22 protein-coding genes are annotated in these 24,489 nt (G+C 70.2%); 10 read left to right on the forward strand and 12 right to left on the reverse strand.

Annotated elements, in window-relative coordinates; genetic code table 11:
• Positions 1-8: 8 nt before the first annotated feature.
• Entirely contained in the window at positions 9-587 is a 579-nt protein-coding gene (locus tag C8K38_RS09400; RefSeq protein WP_097211240.1) for a dihydrofolate reductase family protein, read from the reverse strand.
• 70 nt (positions 588-657) lie between these two features.
• Between C8K38_RS09400 and C8K38_RS09405 the strand changes: the two genes are divergently transcribed.
• The gene (locus C8K38_RS09405) at positions 658-1,230 is read left to right on the forward strand and encodes a TetR/AcrR family transcriptional regulator (protein ID WP_097211241.1); all 573 of its coding nucleotides are present in this window, start codon (positions 658-660) and stop codon (positions 1,228-1,230) included.
• Between the two features lie 9 nt (positions 1,231-1,239).
• Here C8K38_RS09405 and C8K38_RS09410 read toward each other — a convergent pair whose 3' ends face one another.
• From C8K38_RS09410 to C8K38_RS09420, 3 genes are all read right to left on the reverse strand, one after another.
• Positions 1,240-1,914, reverse strand: coding sequence for a PhzF family phenazine biosynthesis protein (locus C8K38_RS09410; protein ID WP_097211242.1), 675 nt, complete (start codon positions 1,912-1,914; stop codon positions 1,240-1,242).
• A 93-nt stretch (positions 1,915-2,007) separates the two neighbouring features.
• Positions 2,008-2,547, reverse strand: coding sequence for a carboxymuconolactone decarboxylase family protein (locus C8K38_RS09415; protein WP_097211243.1), 540 nt, complete (start codon positions 2,545-2,547; stop codon positions 2,008-2,010).
• Positions 2,548-2,549: 2 nt separating this feature from the next.
• Positions 2,550-3,137, reverse strand: coding sequence for a peroxiredoxin (locus C8K38_RS09420; protein WP_077041398.1), 588 nt, complete (start codon positions 3,135-3,137; stop codon positions 2,550-2,552).
• A gap of 188 nt (positions 3,138-3,325) precedes the next feature.
• Here C8K38_RS09420 and C8K38_RS09425 point away from each other — a divergent pair, with 188 nt between their 5' ends.
• The 4 genes from C8K38_RS09425 to C8K38_RS09440 all read left to right on the forward strand — a co-directional run bounded on the left by C8K38_RS09425 (position 3,326) and on the right by C8K38_RS09440 (position 8,090).
• Positions 3,326-4,267, forward strand: a complete 942-nt coding sequence (locus C8K38_RS09425) for a LysR substrate-binding domain-containing protein (protein ID WP_097211244.1) — start codon at positions 3,326-3,328, stop codon at positions 4,265-4,267.
• A 64-nt stretch (positions 4,268-4,331) separates the two neighbouring features.
• Positions 4,332-4,616 carry a DUF1490 family protein gene (locus C8K38_RS09430; RefSeq protein WP_077041399.1) on the forward strand — a complete coding sequence of 95 codons (285 nt, stop codon included), beginning with the start codon at positions 4,332-4,334 and terminating at the stop codon, positions 4,614-4,616.
• Positions 4,617-4,622: 6 nt separating this feature from the next.
• On the forward strand, positions 4,623-6,812 hold the full coding sequence (locus C8K38_RS09435; protein ID WP_097211245.1) for a heavy metal translocating P-type ATPase: 2,190 nt from the start codon (positions 4,623-4,625) through the stop codon (positions 6,810-6,812).
• 99 nt (positions 6,813-6,911) lie between these two features.
• Complete coding sequence (locus C8K38_RS09440; RefSeq protein WP_097211246.1) at positions 6,912-8,090, forward strand: acetyl-CoA C-acyltransferase; 1,179 nt, start codon at positions 6,912-6,914, stop codon at positions 8,088-8,090.
• 62 nt (positions 8,091-8,152) lie between these two features.
• On the opposite strand, the gene C8K38_RS09445 is transcribed toward C8K38_RS09440, so the two are convergent.
• Positions 8,153-8,899, reverse strand: coding sequence for a LysR substrate-binding domain-containing protein (locus C8K38_RS09445; protein WP_097211247.1), 747 nt, complete (start codon positions 8,897-8,899; stop codon positions 8,153-8,155).
• Positions 8,900-8,954: 55 nt separating this feature from the next.
• Here C8K38_RS09445 and C8K38_RS09450 point away from each other — a divergent pair, with 55 nt between their 5' ends.
• Positions 8,955-9,392 carry a DUF5997 family protein gene (locus C8K38_RS09450; protein ID WP_097211248.1) on the forward strand — a complete coding sequence of 146 codons (438 nt, stop codon included), beginning with the start codon at positions 8,955-8,957 and terminating at the stop codon, positions 9,390-9,392.
• On the opposite strand, the gene C8K38_RS09455 is transcribed toward C8K38_RS09450, so the two are convergent.
• The 4 genes from C8K38_RS09455 to C8K38_RS09470 all read right to left on the reverse strand — a co-directional run bounded on the left by C8K38_RS09455 (position 9,389) and on the right by C8K38_RS09470 (position 15,443).
• Positions 9,389-10,819: an amidohydrolase gene (locus C8K38_RS09455; protein WP_097211339.1), complete on the reverse strand. Its 1,431-nt coding sequence runs from the start codon at positions 10,817-10,819 to the stop codon at positions 9,389-9,391. The two genes, C8K38_RS09450 and C8K38_RS09455, sit on opposite strands and share 4 nt — an antisense overlap.
• Positions 10,820-10,824: 5 nt before the next feature.
• Entirely contained in the window at positions 10,825-13,329 is a 2,505-nt protein-coding gene (locus tag C8K38_RS09460; protein WP_097211249.1) for a DEAD/DEAH box helicase, read from the reverse strand.
• A 26-nt stretch (positions 13,330-13,355) separates the two neighbouring features.
• Positions 13,356-14,393 (reverse strand): alpha/beta fold hydrolase, encoded by a 1,038-nt coding sequence (locus tag C8K38_RS09465; RefSeq protein ID WP_097211250.1) that lies wholly within the window; start codon positions 14,391-14,393, stop codon positions 13,356-13,358.
• A gap of 99 nt (positions 14,394-14,492) precedes the next feature.
• Positions 14,493-15,443, reverse strand: coding sequence for a proteasome assembly chaperone family protein (locus C8K38_RS09470; RefSeq protein WP_097211251.1), 951 nt, complete (start codon positions 15,441-15,443; stop codon positions 14,493-14,495).
• A 273-nt stretch (positions 15,444-15,716) separates the two neighbouring features.
• Here C8K38_RS09470 and C8K38_RS09475 point away from each other — a divergent pair, with 273 nt between their 5' ends.
• Positions 15,717-16,424, forward strand: coding sequence for a DUF5642 family protein (locus C8K38_RS09475; protein WP_097211340.1), 708 nt, complete (start codon positions 15,717-15,719; stop codon positions 16,422-16,424).
• A 100-nt stretch (positions 16,425-16,524) separates the two neighbouring features.
• Complete coding sequence (locus tag C8K38_RS09480; protein ID WP_097211341.1) at positions 16,525-17,562, forward strand: DUF4192 domain-containing protein; 1,038 nt, start codon at positions 16,525-16,527, stop codon at positions 17,560-17,562.
• Between the two features lie 13 nt (positions 17,563-17,575).
• Here the strand turns inward: C8K38_RS09480 and C8K38_RS09485 are convergent, their stop codons facing one another.
• From C8K38_RS09485 to C8K38_RS09495, 3 genes are all read right to left on the reverse strand, one after another.
• Positions 17,576-18,586 (reverse strand): phosphatidylinositol-specific phospholipase C, encoded by a 1,011-nt coding sequence (locus C8K38_RS09485; RefSeq protein WP_245220906.1) that lies wholly within the window; start codon positions 18,584-18,586, stop codon positions 17,576-17,578.
• A 69-nt stretch (positions 18,587-18,655) separates the two neighbouring features.
• The gene (gene galE, locus C8K38_RS09490; protein ID WP_097211252.1) at positions 18,656-19,651 is read right to left on the reverse strand and encodes a UDP-glucose 4-epimerase GalE; all 996 of its coding nucleotides are present in this window, start codon (positions 19,649-19,651) and stop codon (positions 18,656-18,658) included.
• Positions 19,652-19,655: 4 nt separating this feature from the next.
• Positions 19,656-20,342, reverse strand: a complete 687-nt coding sequence (locus C8K38_RS09495; protein WP_077043633.1) for a metal-dependent transcriptional regulator — start codon at positions 20,340-20,342, stop codon at positions 19,656-19,658.
• Positions 20,343-20,467: 125 nt separating this feature from the next.
• Here C8K38_RS09495 and C8K38_RS09500 point away from each other — a divergent pair, with 125 nt between their 5' ends.
• Positions 20,468-21,754: an acetoin utilization protein AcuC gene (locus C8K38_RS09500; protein WP_097211253.1), complete on the forward strand. Its 1,287-nt coding sequence runs from the start codon at positions 20,468-20,470 to the stop codon at positions 21,752-21,754.
• A complete protein-coding gene (locus C8K38_RS09505; protein WP_097211254.1) occupies positions 21,747-24,428 on the forward strand; it encodes a bifunctional acetate--CoA ligase family protein/GNAT family N-acetyltransferase in 2,682 nt (893 codons plus the stop codon). Before C8K38_RS09500 ends, C8K38_RS09505 begins: the two co-directional genes overlap by 8 nt.
• Positions 24,429-24,489 lie beyond the last annotated feature (61 nt).

Consider the following 24,489-nt stretch of genomic DNA (forward strand, 5'->3'; position numbering starts at 1 on the left):
GTGTCGGGTCAGGCCGCCGGGGTCCGGGAGAACCAGCTGACCGAGGCGCCGCTGTCGAAGGACTCGGTGCGGGTCGGGGTGAACCGCGTCGGCAGGAACGCCCCGTCGAACGCCGGGATGCCTGCCCCCGCGATCACGGGGTAGCGCTTGATGACGAGCTCGTCGATCTCGGGCAGCAGGGTGCCCGCCAGCTTTCCGCCGCCCGCGAGCCAGATGTCCATCCCCTCCTGGGCCTTGAGCTCGCGGACGAGGCCGAGCGGGTCGCCGGTGACCAGCTCGACCGCCGGGTCGGCGATCTCGCCGAGGGTGGTCGAGACCACATGCTGCTTCAGGTGGGCGTAGGGGCTGGTGACTCCGACGTCGAGTCCGGGCTGATAGGTCCCGAGGCCCATGACCACCGTGTCGAACGCCTGGCGGTCGGTGCCCTCGAGGCCGACGTGCGGGCGGATGTGGGTGGGGACGGTGTCGGGGTATCGCTGGGTGATCCATGTCGTCACGTCGTCCAAGAGCATGAAGTCCCACTCGCCGCCCGGGCCGGCGATGTAACCGTCGAGCGAGATTCCCACGTAGTACACAAGCTTGCGCATACAGCTGCTCCGTCCGTAGTACTCTGTTTGGAGTGGTCTGAACGTAGTACTACGGATGGAGTGGTGTCAAGTGCGGAGTAATCCGGAGAGACGAGCGGCATTGGTCGACGCCGCGATAGAGGTCCTGGCGGAACTGGGTGCGCGCGGGCTCACCTTCCGGGCCGTCGATTCGCGAGCGGGGGTGCCGCCGGGTACGGCGTCGAACTACTTCGCCAACCGCGACGACCTGTTGGCTCAGGCGGGAGGCCGGTTCTACGAGCGGCTGACCCCCGACGACGAGTCCTTGGCGCAGAGCCTCGGGGGTCCGCACGACCGTGATCATCTGGTCGGGCTGATGCGCGAGGTCGTCGGCAGGATCACCGAGTTCCGCACGGGCTTCCTCGCCCTGCTCGAGCTCAGGCTCGAGGCGACCCGGCGACCCGAGTTGCGCGCGGTGCTGACCGAACGGATCCGGGCCGACCTGGACTTCAACGTCACCAACCACCTGCAGGCGGGCATGCCGGGCGACGCCACCACGGTCCGCCTGCTCTACCTCGCGCTGAACTGGCTGATCGTCGATCGGCTGACGCTGCCGGAGTTGTTCTCGGAGAGCGAGATCGACGAACTCATCGAGGCCGCGGTCGATCGCGCGTTGTCCGGGTAGCCGGTCGGTCTACGCGCTCAGCGTGCGGTCCGGGTGTACGCGTCCACCGACGTCGACCCATCCGTCCTTCGAGTAGACGGTGTAGATCTGCGAGCCGCGCCCCTGGGTGATGTGCAGGCTTCGACGCAGGTGCTCGGTGATCCGGACCGCAGCCGCACCGGTGGCCTCGTCCTCCGGAATCCCCATGAGCGGGGCGAACATTCGGGATCTGATCGCACCCTCGCCGGCCCAGGCCCAGACGTAGTGGTGTCCGGAGTCGAACGAGTCCGCCCTGGTGGAGACCACCGCGGCGGAGTCGGGTTTCGGGTGCAGGGTGAACTCGGGCGCCCAGTCGGGTTTGGCGCGTACCCAGGTCATCCCGTGATCGACGTAGGTCGTGACCGGGCCCGCCGGGACCTCGAGGACGTCGACCGCCGCGCCCCGTTCGCGCAGCCACCAGGACAGGCCCACCGTCGGGTGCCCGGCGAAGGGCAGTTCGGTGGCTGGGGTGAAGATCTGCGCCCGCGTGCTCGCGGCGCCCGGGCCGGGCAGCTCGACGAAAATCGTCTCGCTGAACCCGAGTTCGGCGGCCAGGCCCTGCCTGCGATCCGCCGGCACCAGTGCCGCATCCACGATGCCCAATGCGTTGCCGTGGTGGCCGTTCGCATCGGTGAAGACCCTGACGACGTCAACCTCGATACTCATCGTTAAACGATACCGCCGGTAACGACCGAAGGTGCCTTTTGTGCTATCCGATCGCACAAAAGACACCTTCGGGATGTGACGGGTGAAGCCGGGCTAAACGCTCGCGCCCGCGAGGGCCTCGCTGGCGGTGACCGCCTGGGCCACGCCCTGGAGGGTCGCGGCGACCTTGACGGCTTCCCAGACCTGTTCCTTGGTCAGGCCCTCCTTGCGGACGACCGCGTCGTGGGCGCCGGTGCAATGGTCGCAGCCGTTGATGGTCGACACGGCGAGCGACCACAGCTCGAAGTCGGCCTTCTCGACGCCGGGGCTGCCGATGATGTTCATGCGAAGGCCCATGCGCACCTGGGTGTAATCCTCACCGAGGTAGCCCTTTGCGCGGTACGCGACGTTGTTCATGCCCATGATCGACGCGGCGCCGAGGGCGGCGTTGTATGCCTCCGCCGACAGGTTGTCGGCGGCCTCTTCCGCGATCTCCCGCAACACGGTCGCGGACCGAGTGGCGGCCGCTGCGGCGAGGAACGTGCCCCAGAGCTGCTGCTCGTTCAGCTCGGTGGACCGGGACAGCGAGCTGAGGTTCAGCTTGAGGTCCTTGGCGTACTCGGGCAGCGAGTTCTTCAGGTTCTCGACGCTCATGACTAGACGCTCTCGGCCAGCAGCTCGCCGGCGTTGATGGTCGGGTCGCCCTTCTTCCAGTTGCAGGCGCACAGCTCGTCGGACTGCAGTGCGTCGAGCACGCGCAGCACCTCGTCGACGTTGCGGCCGACGGAACCGGCGGTCACGGAGACGAACTGGATCTCGTTGTTCGGGTCCACGATGAAGGTGGCGCGGTCCGCGACACCGTCGGCGTTGAGGACGCCGGTGGCCTCGGCCAGCTCACGCTTGAGGTCCGAGAGCATCGGGAAGGGGAGGGTCTTGAGCTCGTCGTGCTGTGCGCGCCACTGGAAGTGCACGAACTCGTTGTCGACCGAGGCGCCGAGCACCTGGGCGTCGCGATCCGCGAACTCCTCGTTCAGCTTGCCGAACGCGGCGATCTCGGTGGGGCACACGAAGGTGAAGTCCTTGGGCCAGAAGAACACGATCCGCCACTTGCCCGCGTAGTCGTCGCTGGTGACCTGGGTGAAGTAGTCGTCGGGCTGCTGGGCGTCGACCTTGGACAGGTCCCCGCCGATGACGGCCTTGAGGTTGTACGCCGGGAACTGGTCGCCGATGGTCAGCAGAGCCATATGTCTCGTCCTCCTACTTGTGATGGATCTTCGGGCACGGGCAACCACACTGGTGGCTGCGCCGGGGTGATTTCGATACCGGGAGCGGGTCTCGCGGTTCCCCGCTGACCTGCGCTCTTTGGTATGAGTCCATAGTGCCCGAAACCTTTCAAAAGGTAAAGGCGATATATGCCACTACACTGATAGGCATGGCTGATCAGACTTATCAACCCACACTGTCGCAGCTGCGTGCCTTCGTCGCGGTGGCCGAATACCGCCACTTCGGTACCGCGGCAGCGCGATTGAATGTGAGCCAGCCCACGTTGTCGCAGGCGCTGGCGGCGCTCGAGAACGGGCTCGGGGTGCAGCTGATCGAGCGCAGCACCCGTCGGGTGCTCGTGACGGACGCCGGCACCCAGCTGCTCGCGCAGGCGAAGATGATCCTCGAGGCCGCGGACGGGTTCGTCGCCACAGCGGCCGGCGTGGGGGACCGGCTCGGCGGCCCGCTTCGCATGGGTCTGATCCCGACCGTCGCGCCGTACGTCCTGCCCGCCCTGCTGCCTGCGATGCGTGCGGAGCTGCCGGCCGTGGTGCCCCAGGTGATCGAGGACCAGACCGCCCGGCTGTTGGATTCGCTGCGCGCGGGCGTGCTGGACGTCGCGGTCCTTGCGCTCCCGTCGGAGGCGACCGGGTTGGTGGAGATCCCCCTCTACACAGAGGATTTCGTGATGGTGGTGCCCGGTGACCACGAGCTGGCCGGTCGGGTCGACCTGTCGCCACAGGTGCTCGACGACCTGCCGCTGCTGCTGCTCGACGAGGGGCACTGCCTCCGCGACCAGACCCTCGACCTGTGCCGCTCGGTGGACGCGCACCCGTCGTCCGGGGACACAAGGGCTACCTCGCTCGCGACCGTGGTGCAGTGCGTCGCCGGCGGCCTCGGGGTGACCCTGGTGCCGGACTCGGCGGTCCCGGTGGAGACCCGCCGCGGCGACCTCGCCACCGCCCGGTTCGCGAGCCCGGCGCCGGGCCGGACGATCGGCCTGGTGTTCCGCTCCTCCAGCGGGCGCGTCGACGGCTACCGCAGGCTCGCCGATGTGGTGCGGTCGGTCGCGCCGGGCGCTGCCGCGACGCCGTCCGTGGGTTCCCGATAGGGCTCCGCGATCGCGGGTCGGTGCGTCACAATGGACGTACGCCGCACCAGCAGGAGGAACGACGATGCCTCTGCACGGACTGATCATCAAGGCCGCCTCGACCGTGGTCACCGGGGCCGTGGGGGTCGCCGCCTACAACGGGGCGCGGCGGATCGTCGCGAGGGCGCCGTTGCGGGAGGCCGCCGTGACGGCCACCGAGTGGGGCCTGCGCGGAGCGCGCAAGGCGGAGGAAGGCGCGGAGTCCGCCCGCCTCACGATGGCAGACGTGGTGGCCGAAGCGCGCGAGCGGCTCGGCGAAGAGGTGCCGCCGCCAGGGGTTGCGGACGCGGGCCACGGGCACGCTCACTAGGGTGAGATGTCCGCGGAACCGGCAGTCCTGCATCAGGTTCCGACCGCAGTCGGAGACCTGACCGTCCTCTCCGATGCCGGTGGGCGCGTGCGGATGCACGCGCCGTGGCTGCGGGGCAGCAGGCCACGGGCGGTCGCAGTCGAGGACGCCGTCGGCGCCCTGACCGGGGTGCGGGCCGTGCACGCCTATCCGCGCACCGCCTCGATTGTCATCTGGTACTCGCCCCGCACCGCCGACCGGGACGGATTCGCGGCGGCCATCCGCGACAGCAGGCTCATCCCCGACGCCCTGGTGCCGGATCGGGCGCCCACCTCCGCCGACATCGGCAACGCCGACGTCGTGCGGATGGCGGTCGGCGGGGTGGCGCTGGTGCTGCTCGGTTTCCGCGGGTACGCACTCGGGAGGCCCGCGCTGCTCGGCCCCACCGGACGCGCCGTGGCCACCGGGGCGACGGTGTTCACGGGATACCCCTTCCTGCGTGGGGCGCTGCGGGCGCTGCGCGGCAGCAGGGCGCCCGGCACCGACGCGCTGGTCTCGGCCGCGACCGTCGCCAGCCTCGTGCTCCGCGAGAACGTCGTCGCCCTCACCGTGCTGTGGCTCCTGAACATCGGTGAGTACCTTCAGGATCTGACCCTGCGCCGCACCCGACGCGCCATCTCGGACCTGCTCAAGGGCACCCAGGACACCGCCTGGGTCCGGACCGCCGACGGGAGCGAGGTCCAGGTCGGGATCGACGCACTGGAGATCGGCGACGAGGTGATCGTGCACGAGCACGTCGCCCTCGCGGTCGACGGGATCGTGATCGAGGGTGAGGCCATCGTCGACCGGTCCGCGATCACCGGCGAGACGCTGCCCGCGAGCATCGTCGCGGGGGCGAGGGTGCACGCCGGCTCGGTCGTGATGCGGGGCAGGCTGCTGGTGCGGGCGGACGCGGTCGGTGATGACACCACCATCGGTCGGATCATCACCCGCGTCGAGGAGGCGCAGGAGGACCGGGCCGCGATCCAGACGGTGGGGGAGAACTTCTCGCGCCGGTTCGTCCCCGCCTCCTTCGTACTCTCCGCGCTGACACTGGCGGTGACGCGGGACGTACGCCGGGCGATGACCATGCTGCTGGTCGCCTGCCCGTGCGCGGTCGGGCTCGCGACGCCGACGGCGATCAGCGCGGCCATCGGCAACGGCGCCCGGCGGGGGATCCTCATCAAGGGCGGCTCGCACCTCGAGGACGCAGGCCGGGTGGACGCGTTCGTCTTCGACAAGACGGGAACCCTGACCGTCGGCAGGCCCGTGGTGACCAATATCGTCGCGTTGGCGAGGGACTGGCGACCCGATCAGGTGCTGGCCTACGCCGCGAGCTCCGAGATCCACTCGCGGCATCCGCTGGCCGAGGCGGTGCTGCGATCGACGGCGGAACGGCACATCGAGATCCCGCCGCACCAGGAGTGCGAGGTGCTCGTCGGGCTGGGCATGCGCACCTGGGCCGACGGCAGGACACTGCTGCTCGGCAGCGTGTCGCTGCTCGAATCGGAGAACGTGCGGGTGTCGAAACGGGCCGCCGACTGGGTCGGCAGGTTACGTCGCCGGGCGGAGACTCCGCTGCTGCTGGCCGTCGACGGCAGGCTGGTCGGCCTGATCAGCCTGCGCGACGAGCTGCGACCGGAGGCGCAGTCGGTCCTGGACCGATTGCGGGCCACCGGGGCGCGGCGGGTGATCATGCTCACCGGCGACCATCCGGAGACGGCCGCCGCGGTCGCCACGGAGCTGGGTATCGAGGAGTGGCGGGCCGAGGTGCTCCCCGACGACAAGCTCGAGGTCGTGCAGCGGCTGCGGGCGGAGGGCCATGTGGTCGCGATGGTCGGCGACGGCACCAATGACGCACCGGCGCTCGCCGCGGCCGACATCGGGATAGCGATGGGCCTGGCGGGTACGGACGTCGCCGTCGAGACCGCCGACGTCGCGCTCGCGAGCGACGATCTGACCCGACTGCTCGAGGTCCGCGACCTCGGCGGTCACGCGGTCCGCCTGATCCGGCAGAACTACTCGATGTCCATCGCCGTCAACGCGCTCGGCCTGCTGGTCGGGGCGGGCGGCGCGTTGTCCCCGGTGTTCGCGGCGATCCTGCACAACGCGTCCTCGGTCGCCGTGGTCGCCAACAGTTCCCGCCTGATCCGCTACCGCGTCGACGGGGAACGCTGAGGCCGTCACCGCCCACGACGGTCGCCCAGGGGAGCGGATGGGACGATGGATCGAACCCGCACCCGTGTGCGGTGATCGAACGACGAAGGAGATTCAGGCGTGAGCACCAGTGTCATCGTGGCAGGGGCCAGGACCCCGATCGGCAAGCTCTCCGGCGCGCTGGCGTCGCTGACGGCGGCGGAGTTGGGTGGGCGGGCGATCGCCGCCGCCCTCGAACGCAGCGGCCTCGGTACCGACGGTGTCGACGCAGTGGTGATGGGCACCGTGGTGCAGGCCGGTGTCGGCCCGAACCCGGCGCGGCAGGCGGCGGTCGCAGCAGGCCTGCCGATGACGGTGCCCGCCACCACCGTGAACAACCTCTGCCTGTCCGGCCTCGAGGCGATCATGCAGGCCGACCGGCTGATCGCCACCGGCGCCGCCGATGTCGTGGTCGCGGGCGGCATGGAGTCGATGACGAACGCGCCGTACCTGGTGCGCGGCGCAAGGACCGGACTGAAGTACGGCACCACCGGCTTCGAGGACGCCCTCGACCGCGACGCTCTGGTGTGCGCGTTCGACGGCGTGTCGATGGGCGCGTCCACCGAGAGCTACCAGGCCTCGGAGAACATCAGCCGCGCCGAGCAGGACGAGTTCGCGGCCCGGTCGCACCGCCTCGCCGCCGCCGCGACCGAGTCGGGCGCGTTCGCGGCCGAGATCGCGCCGGTGGAGATCGCGTCCCGCAAGGGCGCCGTCACCGTCGCCGACGACGAGGGCATCCGCGCGGGGACCACCGTGGACTCCCTTGGCAAGCTCCGTCCGGCGTTCGCGAAGGACGGCACCATCACCGCGGGCGCGTCCTCGCAGCTGTCTGACGGCGCAGCCGCGGTCATCGTGATGCGCAAGGACGTCGCGGAGGCCCGCGGCATCGAGTGGATCGCGGAGATCAAGGCGCACGCCCTCGTCGCGGGCCCCGACACCTCCCTGCTGCACCAGCCCGCCAACGCCATCGAGGCGGCGCTGAAGCGTGACGGCGAGACCACCGTCGCCGACCTCGACCTGCTCGAGATCAACGAGGCCTTCGCCGGTGTCGCGATCGCGTCGATGCGTCAGCTCGGCGTCGCCGCGGACAAGGTCAACATCCACGGCGGTGCCATCGCGGTCGGGCACCCGGTCGGCATGTCCGGCGCGCGGATCGTCCTCTCCCTGGCGCATTCGCTCAAGGCGCGCGGCGGCGGCAAGGGCGCGGCGGCCCTCTGTGGCGGCGGTGGCCAGGGCATCGCGATGATCATCGAGGTCTAGGCGGCTGCGCCGCCTGTGCGCGGTTGACGAGTGTCAGGACTCGTCAACCGCGCACGGGCGCGTCAGCGCCTGCCGCGCTTGGCGGGCTTGCCGCCCTTGGTGTTCCGGGGGGTCGGGTTCTTGCCCGCCTTGACGCGCGCGGCTTGTTTCGCGGCGGCCTTCTGGGAGGCGGTGCGCTTGGGGGCGGGCTCCTGCGCGTCGCGACCGCGGGAGCTGTTGACGCTGCGCCCGCGCACGATCCCGACGAACTCCTCAACCCGGTCCGTGGTCGCGTCCTGCGGCCAGGCCAGCGCGACGGGCGACTCCGGCGCATCGGTGACGGTGCGGTAGGTGAGATCCTTGCGGTGGTGCAGCCGGGCCAGCGACTGCGGCAGCACCAGCACCCCGATCCCGGCCGCGACCAGCTCGATCGCGTCGGCGGTGGTGGCGGGCCGCTGGGCCGCGGGCGTCCCCGGCAGCGACTCCCAGTCCAGGGCGTCGTCGAGCGGGTGCAGCACGATCTCGCCCTCCAGGTCCGCCGTCGACACGGCGTCGGCAGCGGTGACCACGTGGTCCTTCGGCACCACCACGACCGGGGTCTCCTCGTAGAGCGCGATCACGCTCAGGCCGCCGCTGTCGATCGGCAGCCGCACCAGGCCGGCGTCCGCGAGGCCGTCACGCAGCAAGGTCGGCGCGTCGGCGGCGGTGGTGACGACCAGCTCCAGCCGGACGTCGGGGTGGCGTTCGCCCCAGATCCGCACCCACTTGGACGGCGTGACGCCGGGCACATAGGCGAGCCGGAACGGGGTGGGTGCATCGGGCTCGGTCATTCCGCCAGGCTACCGGGGCGGGGAGCTCGGGTGGCAGCTCGATAGGCTGAACCCCATGAGCGCGCAGAAGACACCCCAGACGATGAAGCCGGCGACCGCCGCGAAGAAGCTGGACGTCTACCTCGAGGCAACCCCCGCCGAGTTCCGCGACGGTGTGGTGACTCGCGACGAGCTCGCCGAGCTGCGTACCAACCCGCCGCAGTGGCTGATCGACCTGCGCGCCGAGGGCCCGCACCCGAAGTCCGTGGTCGCCGACAAGCTCGGTGTCTCGATCGCCGGACTGGCCCGCGGCGGCGTGGAGGAGGCGCTGACCACCGCTCAGATCGAGGCGCTGCTCGCCGATCAGCCGGACTGGCTGCAGGCCGAGCGCAAGTCGCTGGTGGAGGTCCGCAAGGACGAGAAGCGGATCAAGGAGCAGCAGGCGACCCGGCGCGAGCAGTCGAACCGCAAGCAGCGGTTCGCGAAGCCGATCCACCACCCGAACGAGGACTAGGCCGCCGGTTCGTAGGTCCACCGCCCGCCGAGCATCGTGCCCCACACGGGCATCGAGGCCAGGCGGGCGCCGGTGGTCGGAAGATCGTCGGTGTCCAGCACCACCAGGTCCGCGAGGTCGCCGGTCGTGACCCGCACGCGGCCGCCGGTCGAGGCGGCGAGGGCAACCTCCCACGGGATCTCGTGCTCGCGGTGCCACGCCCGGCCGTCCGGCAGGGTGCGGTCCACCGCGGCGGCGAGGGTCAGCCACGGGTCCAGCGGCGCCACCGGGGCATCCGAGCCCAGCGCCAACCGCACGCCCGAGGACAGCAGCGTGCCGTACGGGAACGCCCGGCCGGTGCGGCCGGGCCAGTAGCGTTCGGCCAGGTCCGCGTCGTCGTGTACGTGGGCGGGCTGGACGCTCGCGGTCACGCCCAGTTCGGCGAAGCGCCGAAAGTCCTTCTCCGCCACCAGTTGCGCGTGCTCGACGGACCCGCGTGCACCCGTGGCCGCGAAGGCGTCGAGTACGTGCTCGCAGGCCTGGTCGCCGATCGCGTGGATCGCGCACTCGAGCCCGTGACCGGTGGCCCGCGACATCAGCCCGATCAACTCGCGCGGCGGGACCGACAGCACCCCGTGCCCGCCGCCCGGATACGGGTCGTGGCAGTACGCGGTCCTGGTGCCGAGCGATCCGTCCACGATCACCTTCAGCGGCCCGACCGTCGCCAGCCCGCGGGTGCCCGGCACCGGGTCCCCGGTGCCCGCACCGTCGGCGATCGCCTGGTCGAGCCACCGCGGCCAGACGCCGCACCGAACCCGCAGGAGGTCGGTGCCCGCGGCGATCCGCCGCGCCCACACCGCGCGGTTGTCGGCGATCTCGAAGTCCGTCACCCCGACCACCCCGCGCGCGGCCGCGGCCCGTACCGCAGCGTCGACCCGGCGATCGAGCACCGCCGGGTCGACGCGCTGCACGTCGTTCATGATGGGCATGAACTCGGTCTCGGTGAGCAGGCCGCTCGGGTGCGGCGCGAGCGAGAAGCGCCGCAGCGCAGCGGTGTTGAACCACCCGCTGTGCAGGTCGCCGCTCAACGCGACGACCGGGCGGTCCGCGGTGGCCGCGTCCAGCAGCGCGGCGGTGGGGGAGTCCGGCCACAGGCCGTCCCGGAACCCGTGCGCGACGACGACGTCGGTGTCGGCGGACGGCAGATGCTCCGCGATCAGTCGAACGGCGTGCGCGGCCGAGGTCGCCCCCGACACGTCGAGCGCGGCGCGCGAGAGTGCCCACTGGTCGAGGTGCACGTGCGCGTCCCACAGACCCGGGAGCACCAGCCGCCCACCGAGATCGACGACGTCCGACGCGGCGGAACCGTCGCCGGCGATCCGGTCGCCGATGACCATCAGATCCGTCGGCGCCTCGCCGGGCGCCAACCGAGCCCCCCGCAGCAGCATCGCGCTCACCCCTCGACGACCTCGAACTCGTCGAACACCACCTCGCCTGCCGCGTCCGACTCCGCCAGGTTCACCTCGCCGACCAGCGCCCAACCGTGATCGCCCTGCGGATCGGCGATGGTCTGGCGCACCCGCCACAGCTCCGGCTCCACCTGGACCGAGAACAGTTGCGGTCCCCTGGCATCGGGTCCGGTGCCGATCTCGTCGTACTCGTCGAAGTACAGCTCCATGAGATCGGACCAGTCCTCAGACTCCAGTCCGTCGCCGAGTTCGGCGAGCGCGTCCCAGCGCTTGCGCGAGGCCAGCTCGATCCGCTTGAACATCGCGTTGCGGATCATCACCTTGAAGGCCCTGGTGTTCGCGGAGACCGGGCGCGGGACGTCGGCGCCGAACGCGATCTGCTGATCGTCGGACTCCACGCCGGGATTGGTGAGCTGCTCCCACTCGTCCAGCAGCGACGAGTCGACCTGGCGGATCAGCTCGCCCAGCCACTCGGTGATGTCCTCGAGTTCCTCGGTGCGGGCCGCGTCGGGCACGGTCTGACGCAGCGCCCGGTAGGCGTCGGCGAGATAGCGCAGCACCAGGCCCTCGGAGCGGGCCAGCCCGTAGTGGCTGACCAGCTCGGCGAAGGTCATCACGTTCTCCACCATGTCCCGCACCACCGACTTGGGGGAGAGGGAGAACTCGGAGACCCATGGGTGCCCGCCGCGGTACATCTCGAACGCGGGATAGAGCAGTTCCTCCAACGGTTTCGGCCAGGTGATCTCCTCGAGCAGCTCCATCCGCTCGTCGTACTCGATGCCGTCGGCCTTCATCTGCGCGACCGCCTCACCGCGGGCGTGGTGCTGCTGGCCCATCAGGATCTGGCGGGGGTCGTCCAGGGTGGACTCGATCACCGACACCACGTCGAGGGCGTAGGTCACCGACTCCTGGTCGAGCAGTTCGATCGCGGCAAGCGCGAAGGGCGACAGCGGCTGGTTGAGTGCGAAGTCGCGCTGCAGGTCCACCGTCAGCCTGGCCCATGACCCGTCCGGGTCCGGCGCATCGAGCTGCTCGACGATGCCGGCCTGGAGCAGCCCCCGGTACAGCGCGATCGCCCGGAGGATGTGCTTGCGCTGCTGGGGACGGGTCTCGTGGCTGTCCTCGAGGAGGTGACGCATCGCGTCGAAGCAGTTGCCCGGGCGGGCGATCACGTTGAGCAGCATCGAGTTCGAGACCCGGAACCGGGACGTGAGCTGCTCGGGGGACGCGGAGACGAGTCGCTCGAACGTCGGTTCTCCCCAGGACACAAAGCCCTCCGGCGGCTTCTTGCGCTGGATCTTCTTGAGCTTCTTCGGGTCGTCGCCCGCCCGCGCCACGAGCCGGTGGTTCTCGATCTCGTACTCCGGGGCCTGCACCACCACGGTGCCCATGGTGTCGTAGCCGGCCCGGCCCGCCCGGCCCGCGATCTGATGGAACTCGCGGGCCCGCAGGTGCCGCGTCCGGGTGCCGTCGTACTTGGTGAGCCCGGTCAGCAGCACGGTCCGGATCGGCACGTTGATGCCGACGCCGAGGGTGTCGGTTCCGCAGATGACCTTGAGCAGCCCGTCCTGTGCGAGCTTCTCGATGAGTCGGCGGTACTTGGGCAGCATGCCTGCGTGGTGCACGCCGATGCCGTGCCGGACCAAGCGGGACAACGTCTTTCCGAAGCCAGTGCTGAACCGGAAACTCCCGATCGCCTCCGCGATGGCGTCCTTTTCCTCCCGGCTGCTCATGTTGACACTGGTCAACGCCTGCGCCCGTTCGAGCGCCGCGGCCTGGGTGAAGTGCACCACGTACACGGGCGCCTGGTTGGTGGTGGCCAGCTCCTCGATGGTCTCGCCGATGGGGGAGCGGGCATACGAGAAGGACAGCGGCACCGGCCGTTCGGTGCCGCCGACCAGCGTTGTCGGGCGCCCGGTCCGGCGGGTCAGGTCCTCCTGGAAGAACGAGACGTCACCGAGCGTCGCGGACATCAGCAGGAACTGGGCGTGCGGGAGTTCGATCAGCGGGACCTGCCAGGCCCATCCGCGGTCCGGCTCGGAGTAGTAGTGGAACTCGTCCATCACGACCTGGCCGATGTCGGAGTCGGCGCCCTGCCGCAGCGCCAGGTTCGCCACGATCTCCGCGGTGGCGCAGATGATCGGCGCGCCTGCGTTGACCGAGGCGTCGCCGGTCATCATGCCCACGTTCTCGGCGCCGAACACCTCGCAGAGGGCGAAGAACTTCTCGCTCACCAGCGCCTTGATCGGTGCGGTGTAGTAGGTCCGCCTGCCCTCGGCGAGCGCCGCGAAATGGGCGCCGATCGCGACCATCGACTTGCCGGACCCCGTCGGTGTCGACAGGATGACGTTCGCGCCCGAGACGACCTCGATCAGCGACTCCTCCTGCGCCGGATACAGGGTCAGGCCCTGTTCGGCAGTCCACCGTGAGAAGGCGTCGAAGAGCGAGTCGGCATCGGGACTCGTGGGGACCAGGTCGGAGAGCAGCACCGACCCAGGTTACGGCCTGGCCGGAGTCAGGTCGCGCTGCGCTCGTCCGAGCCCATCGCCTCCAGCACGGCCTCGCGGGTGGAATCGGTGCCGGTGATCTGCGATTCGCCGACGCCGTCGACGAGCATCTGCCGCCACTTTGCCGGATCGAACTCCAGCGGCGCGGTGCTCGCGATGAAGTCCTCGACCACCTGCAGGAACCGGATGGGATCGTCGTGGTACGGGAAATGGCCGCTACCGCGGAAGATCTCCAGGCGTGAGCCCGGCATCGCGGAGTGGGCGAGGTGGGCGTGGCTGACCGGGATCACCGAGTCGACGTCGCCCCAGATGATCTGCACCGGCAGGTCGGCCGTCAGGTAACAGCGATCCAACATGGTGATCGCCTGTCCCCGCCAGTCCACGGCCGCGCGCAGGGTGCGCAGGAAGGCCTCCCGTGCGGTGGGATCGGGCAGGTCGCTGAGTACCCGCACCAGGTCGGGTGCGTCGTGGAAGACCCGCACCGCCTTGAAGGGCCCGCGGTACAACTGGTCGGCGATCTTGCCGAGCACCCCGAGGGCGGAGATGGTGCCGGGGACCTGCAGCAGGCGCAGCGACTGGTTCGCGATCGGCAGCGAGGCGAAGCGCAGCGCGGGGTTGACGTCCTTGGTCACGCCCCCGGTGGAGACCACCACGAGGCGTTCGATCATCTGCGGGAACTGGTAGGCGAACTGCAGCGCGACGCCGCCGCCAAGCGAATGGCCGATGACCGTGACGCGGTCGTAGCCGAGCACGGTGAGCAGATCCCGCATCCCGTTCGCGTAGGCCGCGATGGAGTAGTCGGCACGCGGCTTGTCCGAACGACCGTGGCCGAGCAGGTCGGGCGCGATCACCGTGAAGTGCTTGGCGAGGTGCGGGATGATGTCGTTCCAGGTCGACGAGTTGTCGCCGATGCCGTGGATCAGCAGGATCGGCGGACCCTCGCCCGCCATCCGGAAGGCCCGCCGGTACCCGTGCACGGTCCGGAAGACGAGGCGCGGTTCGGTGTTCGGAACCGGCCGCAAGGCGCGGCCCTTGCGTTCACTCATGTCGCCTCCTCTGTCGCCGGCTGTGCCGACCCCTAAGTCACTGACTTGGGCGATCGTATAGTTCAGGGGGTCGGCCCGCCGGGTAACTGTGCAACCGAGTCACAGATCAGGCTCGTCTCGGTCGGTCTTCTCGTCCAGTCCGGCCTGTTCAGCGAGGAATTTCTCGAATTCCGCGCCGAGTTCGTCGCCGCTGGGCAGGTCGGCCTCCCCGGCGAGCAGGGTGGACTGGCGCTCCTGCGCCGCGACGAACGAGTCGTACTGGCGTTCGAGGGCGGAGACGACGGACTGGACCTCGTCATTGCCGGTGATCTGCGCGTCGACCTGCTCGCGGACGCGGGCGGCCGCCTCGCCGAGGGCGGCCAGCGGCAGCTCCAGGTCGGCGATCTCGCCGAGGTTCTCCAGCAGCGTCTCCGCGGCCGCCGGATAGTCCGTCTGTGCCAGGTAGTGCGGCACGTGCACCGAGTAGCCCATCGACTCGTGACCGTGCTGAGCCATCCGCAGCTCCAGCAGCGCGGAGGCGCTGCCCGGGATCTGCAGTTCCCCTGACCAGCTCTGGTTCTCGCCGATCAGGTCCTTGTTCGTCGAATGTGCCGTCACCCCGAGCGGGCGGGTGTGCGGGATCGCCATCGGGATCGCGCCGAGGGAGATGGTGCGCCGCACCCCGAGCTGCTCGGCGAGCAGCCGCACCGCCGTCGTGAACCGTTCCCACTTCAGATCGGGCTCCAGGCCCGCGAGCAGCAGAAACGGCGTTCCGGCGGTGTCGCGGAGCGCGTACAGGTTGAGCTCCGGCTGGTCGTAGTCGGAGAAGTGATCCGCCTTGAAGGTCATCGTGGGTCGACGGGATCGATAATCGATCAGCTCATCCACGGAGAACGACGCGACGAGTTCGGTCTCCAGGCTCTCGCGCAGGTGGGTGGTGGCGATCTTCACCGCGTGTCCCGCGTCGGAGAATCCCTCGAGACCATGCACCAGCACCGGCCCTCGGCCGTCGCCCGCGGACACCTGGGGCGCCGGGAATTCCAGCTCGTACATCCTCGACTGATCGTCCATCAGTGATCCCTTCGCGTTTCGTTCACTCTCAGTGTCCCCCACCCGGCTGCGAGCACCCACATCCGATATCGGAAAAACGTGCCGTGGCGTCACATTCATTCCCGGAACCGGCATTTTGTGTGCGTTTTGTGCTGACAGCGAACTGCCGTTCGACGACACCGCAGCCGGCCTGCGGCGGCCCGGCCTGCGGAGGTGGCACAGTGGTGGGGCAGTGTCCCGCGAGTACTGGAGGACTTTCCGTTGAAGCGCCGCATCCTGATCGCGGGCCTCGCCATGGGCGCATGCCTGGGTGTCGCCGGGTGTTCGTCCACGGTGGACGGCATGGCGAGCCCGGTGGCCGCCGCCGGCCCCTCGTCCGCATCCGGCCCCTCGTCGTCGGCGGGTGCCGACGGGACCGGCGAGGACGGCCGGGTGGATGCGACCCTGGAGTCGATGTTGTTGACCCCCACCGATTTTCCGGCGCCTTACCAGGCGATCGTGTTGCCGCCACACGCAGTCTCACAGGCCGCCGCGGACCTGGATGGGATCCCGCCGGGTGCGAAGGTCGACCCGCCCGGGTGCAAGCCGCCCGCCCAGGACTACGGCCCGGACGGTACCGCGATGATCGTCGGCACCGACAACGCGAACCGGTCCACCATCTCGGTGGAGCTGATGCGATCGGATCTGCCGCTCGACAAGCGCACCACGGAGATCGAGCGGTGCCTGGAGGTGACCACCACCAAGGACGGCGCCGAGGCGGTCGTGCGGACCGAGATCCTGCCCGCGCCGCCGCTGAACGCGGACGACACCATCGCCATGCGACAGACCGTGACCTCGGGCAAGGGTGCCGGGAAGGTGACCCAGTCGATGCTCACGCTCGTCGCGCAGATCGATGACGTGCGGGTTTCGGCGACCTACATGTCGTTCGGCGACGGCAAGCCCGACACGGTGGTGCTGGACCAGGTGTTCACGGAGGCTGTGCAGCGGGTCAACGCGGCCTGACCGGCCGCGCCTGTGGATAGTCCGGTTTCCGTCCACAGGCCCGGCGAAGCCGCAGGTCGCGACCGCGGCCCGGTCGGATCGGGGCGGCATGGTCCTGGCCATGACAACCATGCATCCGGGCCAGCCGGTCCGAATCGGCGACCCCGGTGACCTGATCGCGGCGATCCCCGCGATGCTGGGCTTTCGGCCCGCACATTCGCTGGTCCTCGTCTGCCTCGACGGCGGCGACGGGCCTGCCAGGGTGCGGGCGGTGATGCGGCACGACCTGCCGGACTGCGCGGTCGGCCCGCTCGACCGGGAGGCCATCGAACGGATGTCCCTCGTCTGCGCGCGAGAGGACATCGGCTCGGTCATCGCGGTGATCATCGACGAGCGGCGGGTGACCGGCGTGCACCGCGCCGTGGTCGGTGAACTCGAGCTGTACCTGAGCGCTCGCGGCGTCGTTCTGGTGGGAGCACTCGTCGTCCCCGAGATCGTGGCGGGACGCCCATGGCGAGGGCTGTGCGGCGACCCCCGTCGCGGACGGCTCCCGGACCCGGCCGCGTCCGGCGTCGCGCTCGCCCAGGTGCTCGGCGGGCGCGCGATCCGGTCCTCGCGCGAGGAACTGGAGGCGGTCGTGGCCCCGCGGCCGGAGTCGGAGCGCGCCCGTGTCGCGGAGCTGCTGCGCGGCCGGCCCACCGGCCGTTCGCGCCCGCGCGACGCGCTGCGGCTGGTGCTCACCCGGATCGCGGAGCTGGCCTCCGGACAGGCGCCGCACCTCGACGACCTCGCGGACCTGGCCAGGGCGCTGTCGGACCCGCGGGTGCGCGACGCCTTGCTGTCGCTCGCGGTGACCGCCGAGGCCGACGCGGCCGAGCAGCTGTGGATCCTGCTGGCACGGGCGCTGCCCGATCCGGAGCGGGCCGAGCCCGCGGCGCTGCTCGGCTACAGCGCCTACGCGCGCGGGGACGGGCCGATGGCGGGGGTGGCCCTCGTCGCGGCGCTGGAGGCGAACCCGCGGCACCGGCTGGCGGGCATGCTCGACGCCGCGTTGCAGTCCGGCATGCGGCCGGAGACCATCTCGGGGCTCGCGGTGACCGGGTTCGAGGAGGCGGCGAGGATCGGGGTGCAGATGCCGCCGCCGATCGACGGCGGTTGAGTGTCGTGGCAGGTCAGCGGAAGTTGTGCTCGATGATCTCGGTCACAAGTGCGGCGGTTGGGAAGTCGGCCATCACCGCGCCCAGCCGTCCGGGGCCGACGGTCTCCAGGTACTCCTGGGTGCGGGGGAGGATCCCGACGACGCCGGGGATGCCGCGCGCGACCGTGACCGGGACCGTGCCTGTCACCAGGGCGGCGGGGTTCCCGGTGGCGCTGAGGTGGTTGATGAAGAGGAGGTCGGGGGACCCGGTGCGGGCTCGTTCGAACTGTGCGCGGATCAGGTCCCACTTGCGGCCGACGTCGCCCAGGCCGGTCAGCTCGTAAGTGTCCTGGATCGCCATGCTCGCATCGCCGAACCGCGGCCCTGGCCACGCGACCGCGTCGAAGTCCCGGAGCACGACGAGCTTGCCGCGGGCCTCGCCGAGGCCGGGCAGGCCTCCGCTGTATCCATCGGACGGGCGCCACAGATGCTCGCGCAACCGATCCCGGGTCCCGGGGTTCTCGTCGATGTACCAGTTCAGCGTGTCCTCATAGCTACGAGTGTTCTCCGCCGGGGTGTCCTCCTCCTTGAGTCGCATGACGATCGCCTCGGAGGGATGGGCGCGCAGGAAGTCGGTGAGCGCGACCACCACGTCGGTGAAGTTCGAGTTCAGGTACTCGATCCCGTGATGGATGGGGAAGACATTCCGGAAATGCCGGGTGCGGATGTCGACGACGCGGACCCCGGCGCTCAGCTGGGTCGGCAGATCGGCGTCCTGGGTGAGGGCGAAGACGGAGGCCCCGGAGGCCATCGTGTCGTGGGTGCCGGGGAGCGACAAATCCGCGAGCCCGGCCCCGTCGGGTAGTCCGGCCATCCAGTCCGGGTGGACGGCCTCGGCCAGCCCGCTCGAGTGCAGCGATCCGGTGGTCGATCCGGCATCGGATCCGGTGGTCGCGGACGCGAGCGGGGCCGGCAGCACCACGGTCGCGATCGCGATACCCACCAGGGCGCGGACGAACCCGCGCCTGCGGACGGAGAAACTCATCGTGGCAGCCTGGCACGCCGATACCGCCCGTGGGGTGGTATCGGCGTGATCGGAGGCCGAACGGGTGGGTCAGCCGCGGTGTGCGTGCGACCTGTCGCCCAACTGCTGCAAGAACTCCCAGGCATCCGCGACGATCTCGTCGAGGTCGGTGTGCTTCGGCTGCCAGCCGAGGTCGGCGATGGCCCGCTCGCTGGAGGCGATGAGGACCGCCGGATCGCCCGCACGGCGCGGGGCGTCCTCCACGGTGATCGGCAGTCCGGTGACGCGCTGGCAGGCCGAGATCACCTCGCGGACACTGAAACCGGCCCCACTGCCGAGGTTGTAGATGCTGTGTGTGCCCGGGGTCGCGGCCCCCAGCGCCAGCAGGTGCGCCTCGGCGAGGTCCAGGACGTGGATGTAATCGCGGACCGCGGTGCCGTCCTGGGTCGGCCAGTCGGTGCCGAAGACCGAGATCTTGTCCCGCTGACCGAGGGCAACCTGCAGCACGAGCGGGATGAGATGTGTTTCCACCAACCGGTTTTCGCCGGCGCCTCGGTACGCTCCCGCGACATTGAAGTAGCGAAGGCTGGTTGCGGCGAGCCCGTACGCGTTGGCATACGAGGTGATCGCGTGGTCGATCGCCAGCTTCGTGGCACCGTAGGGGTTCGTCGGCCTCGTCGGATCCGTCTCGGTGATCGGGGAGCGCTCCGGTTCGCCGTACGTGGCGGCCGTCGAGGAGAAGACCAGCTTCGGTGTGCGGGAGACCCGGATCGCCTCGAGGAGTTCGATCGTGGCGACGACGTTTCCGCGCCAGTACTTTTCGGGCGCGACGACCGATTCGCCGACGAGCGACTGCGCCGCGAAGTGCAGCACGCCGTCGAAGCGGGGCTCCGTCGACCCGTCGCCGAGAACGGACGAGGCGACCTCGGCGACGTCGCCCTCGACGAACTCGGCCCCGGTCGGTACCGCATCCGCGTTCCCGGTGGACAGATCGTCGACGACGACCACCTCGTGGCCGCGTTCGAGCAGGACGGTGGCACACACGCTGCCGACATAGCCGGCACCGCCGGTGACCAGGAGTCGCACGCCGCTAGACCTGCTTGACCTGGACTGCGTGCGCCATCTCCTCGGACAGGTCGAAACCCTCGTGTCCAGGAACGGTGATCGTCACCGAACCCGGCTTGGTCTCCACCGTCACGCGTGCGTCGGGGACGACGCCCGCCTCGCGGAGGCGGCCGATCACCTCCGGATCGGACTGCACGTGCTCGGCCAGCCTGCGCACCACCACGGCGGTGGGCTGCCCGGGCGGCACATCGGTCAGGCGGATCAGGGTTTCGCCGTTGTCGGCGGGCCGGTTCAGCCCGAGTTCGTCCAGGCCGGGGATCGGGTTGCCATAGGGCGAGGTGGTGGGGTTGTTGAGCACCTCGACCAGACGGCGCTCGACCTCCTCGCTCATCACGTGCTCCCAGCGGCAGGCCTCGGCATGCACCTGGTCCCAGTCGAGTCCGATGACATCGACGAGCAGTCGCTCGGCGAGCCGGTGCTTGCGCATCACGGCGATCGCGAGTCCACGACCCTTGTCGGTCAACTCGAGATGGCGGTCACCGGCCACCAGTAGGAGACCGTCGCGTTCCATCCTGGCGACCGTCTGGCTCACCGTGGGACCGCTCTGCTCGAGCCGCTCGGCAATACGTGCCCGCAGCGGCACCACGCCTTCCTCTTCAAGGTCGTAGATGGTACGGAGGTACATCTCCGTCGTGTCGACAAGATCCTTCACCTGCACGCCCCTTCGTCTGTGGCCGATTCTACCGGCATGCGTGCGGGAATCGGCGTTGCACTCACTCTGACGCAACGCCACCCGCCCCTCGCCTCTTCCCGCGGCGCGCAAGTAGCGTGGATCGTATGGCCTCGACCTCCAGCCCCCCGGTGGGGCATGCGCACCCGAATTCGGACCGGGCCGTGGTCTGGAGTCCGGACTATCTCAGTTACCGGTGGAGCGCCGACCACCCGATGAACCCCACCCGACTCGAGCTGACGATGAACCTCGCGCGGAGCCTGGGTCTCATCGAGGGTGCCGAGCTGGTCCGCCCCGCCGCCGCCACCGACGCGGACCTGCTGCGGATCCACACCCCCGCCTATGTCGCCGCGGTCAAGGCAGCAGGAGCCGGGCCGCTGCAGGGACTGGCGGACGCCCGCGCGGACGGCGATGTGGCCCCGCACGGACTGGGTACCGAGGACAACCCGATCTTCCCCAGAATGCACGAGGCGAGCGCGATTCTCGCAGGTGGAACGCTCACCGCGGCGAAGGAGATCGCGTCGGGCCGGGCCCGCAGGGCCGTCAGCATCGGCGGCGGGATGCACCACGCGATGTCCGACTGGGCCTCCGGGTTCTGCGTCTACAACGACGCCGCGATCGCGATCTCCTGGTTGCTCGACAACGGTTTCGATCGCATCGCCTATATCGACGTGGACGCCCATCACGGGGACGGCGTCCAGCATGCCTTCCTCGGTGACCCCAGGGTCCTGACCGTGTCCATCCATCAGCACCCGGCCACGCTGTGGCCGAACACCGGATGGTCGAGCGAGGTCGGATCGGGCGCGGCCGAGGGTGCGACGATCAACCTGCCGGTACTGCCCGGAACCGTGGACTCGGTGTGGCTGAGGGGTTTTCACGCCGTCGTTCCGGCGGCGATGGCGGCATTCAAGCCCCAGATCGTGATCAGCCAGTGCGGCGTGGACAGCCACAGGGAGGACCCGCTGGCGGACCTCTCGCTGACGGTCGACGGGCAGCGGGCGGCGTTCCTGGCGATGCGGCAGCTCGCGGATCGGTACGCGGAGGGTCGCTGGCTGGCCGTCGGCGGCGGCGGCTACGGGCTGGTGCGGGTGGTCCCGCGCGCGTGGACGCACCTGATCGCCGCGGCGCTCGACCGCGACATCGATCCCGCGCTCGCGGTGCCGCAGTCCTGGCGCGACCGGGTCTCGACGCTGGCGCCGAGCGTCGAGCTGCCGGAGACGATGGGCGACGGCAGCGAGGCGACCTACCTGTCCTGGGACGGACCCGGCGGCACCCCGGAGACCGGCGTCGAATCGATGGATCGCGCTCTGGTCCGGGTGGATTCGGCGATCGCCGCAACCCGTCGCGCTGCCTTCCCGCTGCTCGGCCTCGACCCGGAGGATCCCCGTGACTGAGCCCGCGACCGGGGGTACCGACGCCGAACCGCGTGTACCGTTCCCCAAGCACTGGCTGGCGGACGTGCTGCTCACCGACGGCGGAGTCGCGGCCCTGCGGCCGATCTCGCCGGACGACGCAGACCGGCTGATCGCGTTCCACGCCAAGTTGTCCGAGCGCACCCGTTACCTGCGCTATTTCGGTCCGTACCCGACGATGTCGCAGCGTGACCTCAAGCGGTTCACCACCGTCGACCACAAGGACCGGGTCGCGTTCGTGGCCGTGCTCGGCGACGAGATCATCGCGGTCGGCCGGTACGAGCGGCTGCTCGACGTCGGTGACGGCAGGTCCGCGGAGGTCGCGTTCGTGGTCGCCGACGCGCACCAGGGGCGCGGGCTCGGACCGATCCTGCTCGAGCACCTGGCCGCGGCCGCCGCCGAGAACGGCCTGACCATGTTCGTGGCCGAGGTGCTCGCCGAGAACCGGAACATGGTGACCGTGTTCCGGGAGGCCGGGTATCAGGTCAGCCGGACCTACGAGGGGGGAGTGCTGCGGCTCGAGTTCGCCATCGATCCGACTGAAACCCTTGTCGCGGTTCGTAACTCTCGCGAGAGGGCCACGGAGGCCCGGAGCGTCCGCAACCTGCTGAGCCCGCAGTCGGTCGCACTGATCGGCGCGTCGACCGACGCTGCGAAGGTGGGCAACGCGGTGCTGCGCAACCTGCTCGGGGCCGGGTTCACCGGTCCGGTCTACCCGGTCAATGCCGAGAACCGCTCCGTGCGCGGGGTGCGGGCCTACCCGACGGTGCACGACATTCCCGACGACGTGGACCTCGCGGTGGTGGCGGTTCCTGCGGAGGCCATCGACTCGGTCCTGGACGACTGCCTCGCGAAGGGCGTCAAGGCGCTGGTCGTGGTGTCCGGTGGGTTCAGCGACGCGGGACCGGACGGACGCCAGTCCGAGCGACGGCTGGTGCACGCAGCACGAGCGCACGGGATGCGACTGGTCGGTCCCAACGCACTCGGCGTCGCGAACACCAGCGCGGCCGTACGGCTCAACGCCACCCTCGCGCCCGAGCTGCCGCCGCCGGGCCGGGTCGGGTTCTTCTGCCAGTCCGGCGCGCTCGGCATCGCGATCCTCGACGAGGCGGCGCGCCGTCAGCTCGGTCTGTCCACCTTCGTCTCGGCGGGCAACCGCGCAGACGTCTCCGGCAACGATCTACTGCAGTACTGGGACTCGGACCCCGAGACCGAGGTGGTGCTGCTGTACCTGGAGAGCTTCGGCAACCCGCGCAAGTTCTCCCGGATCGCGCGCCGGGTCGGCAGGAACAAGCCGATCGTGGCGGTGAAGTCCGGCAGGCATGCCGTGCCCGAGGCGCTCGCCGCGAACGGGGTCGAGATCGACGACTCGGTGGTGTCGGCACTGTTCGACCAGGCGGGTGTCGTGCAGGTCGGCTCGATCGCCCAGCTCTTCGACTGCGCGGTGCTGCTCGGCTACCAGCCTTTGCCCGCGGGGCCGAGGGTCGCGGTGGTGGGCAACTCGTCGGCGCTCGGTGTGCTGGCCGCGGGAGCGGCGCGCAGCGAGGGACTCGAGCCTGCGAAGCCCGTCGACCTGGCCGCGCAGTCCACGCCGGCGGAGTTCGCCGGTGCGGTGAGCGCCGCGCTGGAGTCGGCCGAGGTGGACTCGGTCTTCGCGGTGTTCGTGCCGCCGGTGAGCGTGGACGTCGAGCCGTACGCGAAGGCGCTGCGCGATGCCGCCCGGGACAGCAGCAAGCCGATCGTGACGACATTTCTTGCCGCGGAGGGTATCCCGGATGTGCTGGCGGTCCGAGGGGAGGACGGTCATCCCACCAGGGGATCGGTCCCGTCGTATCCCGGGCCGGAGCGTGCCGCCCTGGCGCTTTCACGCGCCTGGCGTTACGCCCAGTGGAAGTCGCGGCCTGCCTCGAAGGTGGTCCGCCCCAGCGGTATCGACTCCGACCGCGCGGAGGCGTTGGTGCAGTCGTGGCTTGGCGCGGGCGAGGGGCGCTGGCTGACCGATTTCGAGGCGTCGGAGTTGCTGGCCTGCTACGGCCTGCGGGTGGTGGATTTCACGCTGGCACGGTCCGAGGACGAGGCGGTCGCCGCGGCGCAGGCGCTCGGCTTCCCCGTCGCGGTCAAGGCGACCCGCGAGGGGTGGCGGCACCGCCCCGACCTCAGCGGGGTGCGGTTGGACGTCAGCACCCCAGACGCGGTGCGCGACGCCTATCGCGCGCTCTCGGTGGCGTCGGCGGAACCGCTCCTGCACGTGCAGAAGATGGCGACCAAGGGAATCGGCTGCGTCGTCGGGGTGCAGGACGACCCGTCCTTCGGTTCGCTGATCTCGTTCGGACTCGCGGGGGTGATCTCGGATCTTCTCGGTGACCGCGCCTACCGCGTGCTGCCGCTGACGGAGGACGAGGCGACCGAACTGATCGACGCCCCGAAGGCGGCGCCGCTGCTGTCCGGCTACCGGAACGCGGCGCCGGTCGACAAGAGCGCCCTTGTGGATCTGGTGCAGCGGGTCTCCGCGCTCGCCGACGACCTGCCCGAGGTGCGCGAGCTCGTCTGCGAGCCGGTGCTGGCCAGTGCGATGGGGGCCGAGATCACCGACACCCGGGTTCGGATCGGCCCGGAGCCGAGCCGGGCCGACCTGGGTCCACGCCGGCTGCGCTAGGGCCCCGCGACCGATAGGGCCCCGCAACCGACAGCGCCGCAACGTAGTCGCGCCGGCCGAT

This window comes from Rhodococcus sp. OK611 (genome assembly GCF_003050885.1).
Lineage (GTDB): Bacteria > Actinomycetota > Actinomycetes > Mycobacteriales > Mycobacteriaceae > Rhodococcus_G > Rhodococcus_G oryzae.

What these genes read in the sequence shown, in the direction of transcription:
- C8K38_RS09400 (WP_097211240.1), bottom strand. Translation starts at nt 587, where the DNA reads ATGCGCAAGCTTGTGTACTACGTGGGAATCTCGCTCGACGGTTACATC.
- C8K38_RS09410 (WP_097211242.1), bottom strand. Translation starts at nt 1,914, where the DNA reads ATGAGTATCGAGGTTGACGTCGTCAGGGTCTTCACCGATGCGAACGGC.
- C8K38_RS09415 (WP_097211243.1), bottom strand. Translation starts at nt 2,547, where the DNA reads ATGAGCGTCGAGAACCTGAAGAACTCGCTGCCCGAGTACGCCAAGGAC.
- C8K38_RS09420 (WP_077041398.1), bottom strand. Translation starts at nt 3,137, where the DNA reads ATGGCTCTGCTGACCATCGGCGACCAGTTCCCGGCGTACAACCTCAAG.
- C8K38_RS09425 (WP_097211244.1), top strand. Translation starts at nt 3,326, where the DNA reads ATGGCTGATCAGACTTATCAACCCACACTGTCGCAGCTGCGTGCCTTC.
- C8K38_RS09430 (WP_077041399.1), top strand. Translation starts at nt 4,332, where the DNA reads ATGCCTCTGCACGGACTGATCATCAAGGCCGCCTCGACCGTGGTCACC.
- C8K38_RS09435 (WP_097211245.1), top strand. Translation starts at nt 4,623, where the DNA reads ATGTCCGCGGAACCGGCAGTCCTGCATCAGGTTCCGACCGCAGTCGGA.
- C8K38_RS09445 (WP_097211247.1), bottom strand. Translation starts at nt 8,899, where the DNA reads ATGACCGAGCCCGATGCACCCACCCCGTTCCGGCTCGCCTATGTGCCC.
- C8K38_RS09450 (WP_097211248.1), top strand. Translation starts at nt 8,955, where the DNA reads ATGAGCGCGCAGAAGACACCCCAGACGATGAAGCCGGCGACCGCCGCG.
- C8K38_RS09455 (WP_097211339.1), bottom strand. Translation starts at nt 10,819, where the DNA reads ATGCTGCTGCGGGGGGCTCGGTTGGCGCCCGGCGAGGCGCCGACGGAT.
- C8K38_RS09465 (WP_097211250.1), bottom strand. Translation starts at nt 14,393, where the DNA reads ATGAGTGAACGCAAGGGCCGCGCCTTGCGGCCGGTTCCGAACACCGAA.
- C8K38_RS09470 (WP_097211251.1), bottom strand. Translation starts at nt 15,443, where the DNA reads ATGGACGATCAGTCGAGGATGTACGAGCTGGAATTCCCGGCGCCCCAG.
- C8K38_RS09475 (WP_097211340.1), top strand. Translation starts at nt 15,717, where the DNA reads ATGGGCGCATGCCTGGGTGTCGCCGGGTGTTCGTCCACGGTGGACGGC.
- C8K38_RS09480 (WP_097211341.1), top strand. Translation starts at nt 16,525, where the DNA reads ATGACAACCATGCATCCGGGCCAGCCGGTCCGAATCGGCGACCCCGGT.
- C8K38_RS09485 (WP_245220906.1), bottom strand. Translation starts at nt 18,586, where the DNA reads ATGAGTTTCTCCGTCCGCAGGCGCGGGTTCGTCCGCGCCCTGGTGGGT.
- C8K38_RS09500 (WP_097211253.1), top strand. Translation starts at nt 20,468, where the DNA reads ATGGCCTCGACCTCCAGCCCCCCGGTGGGGCATGCGCACCCGAATTCG.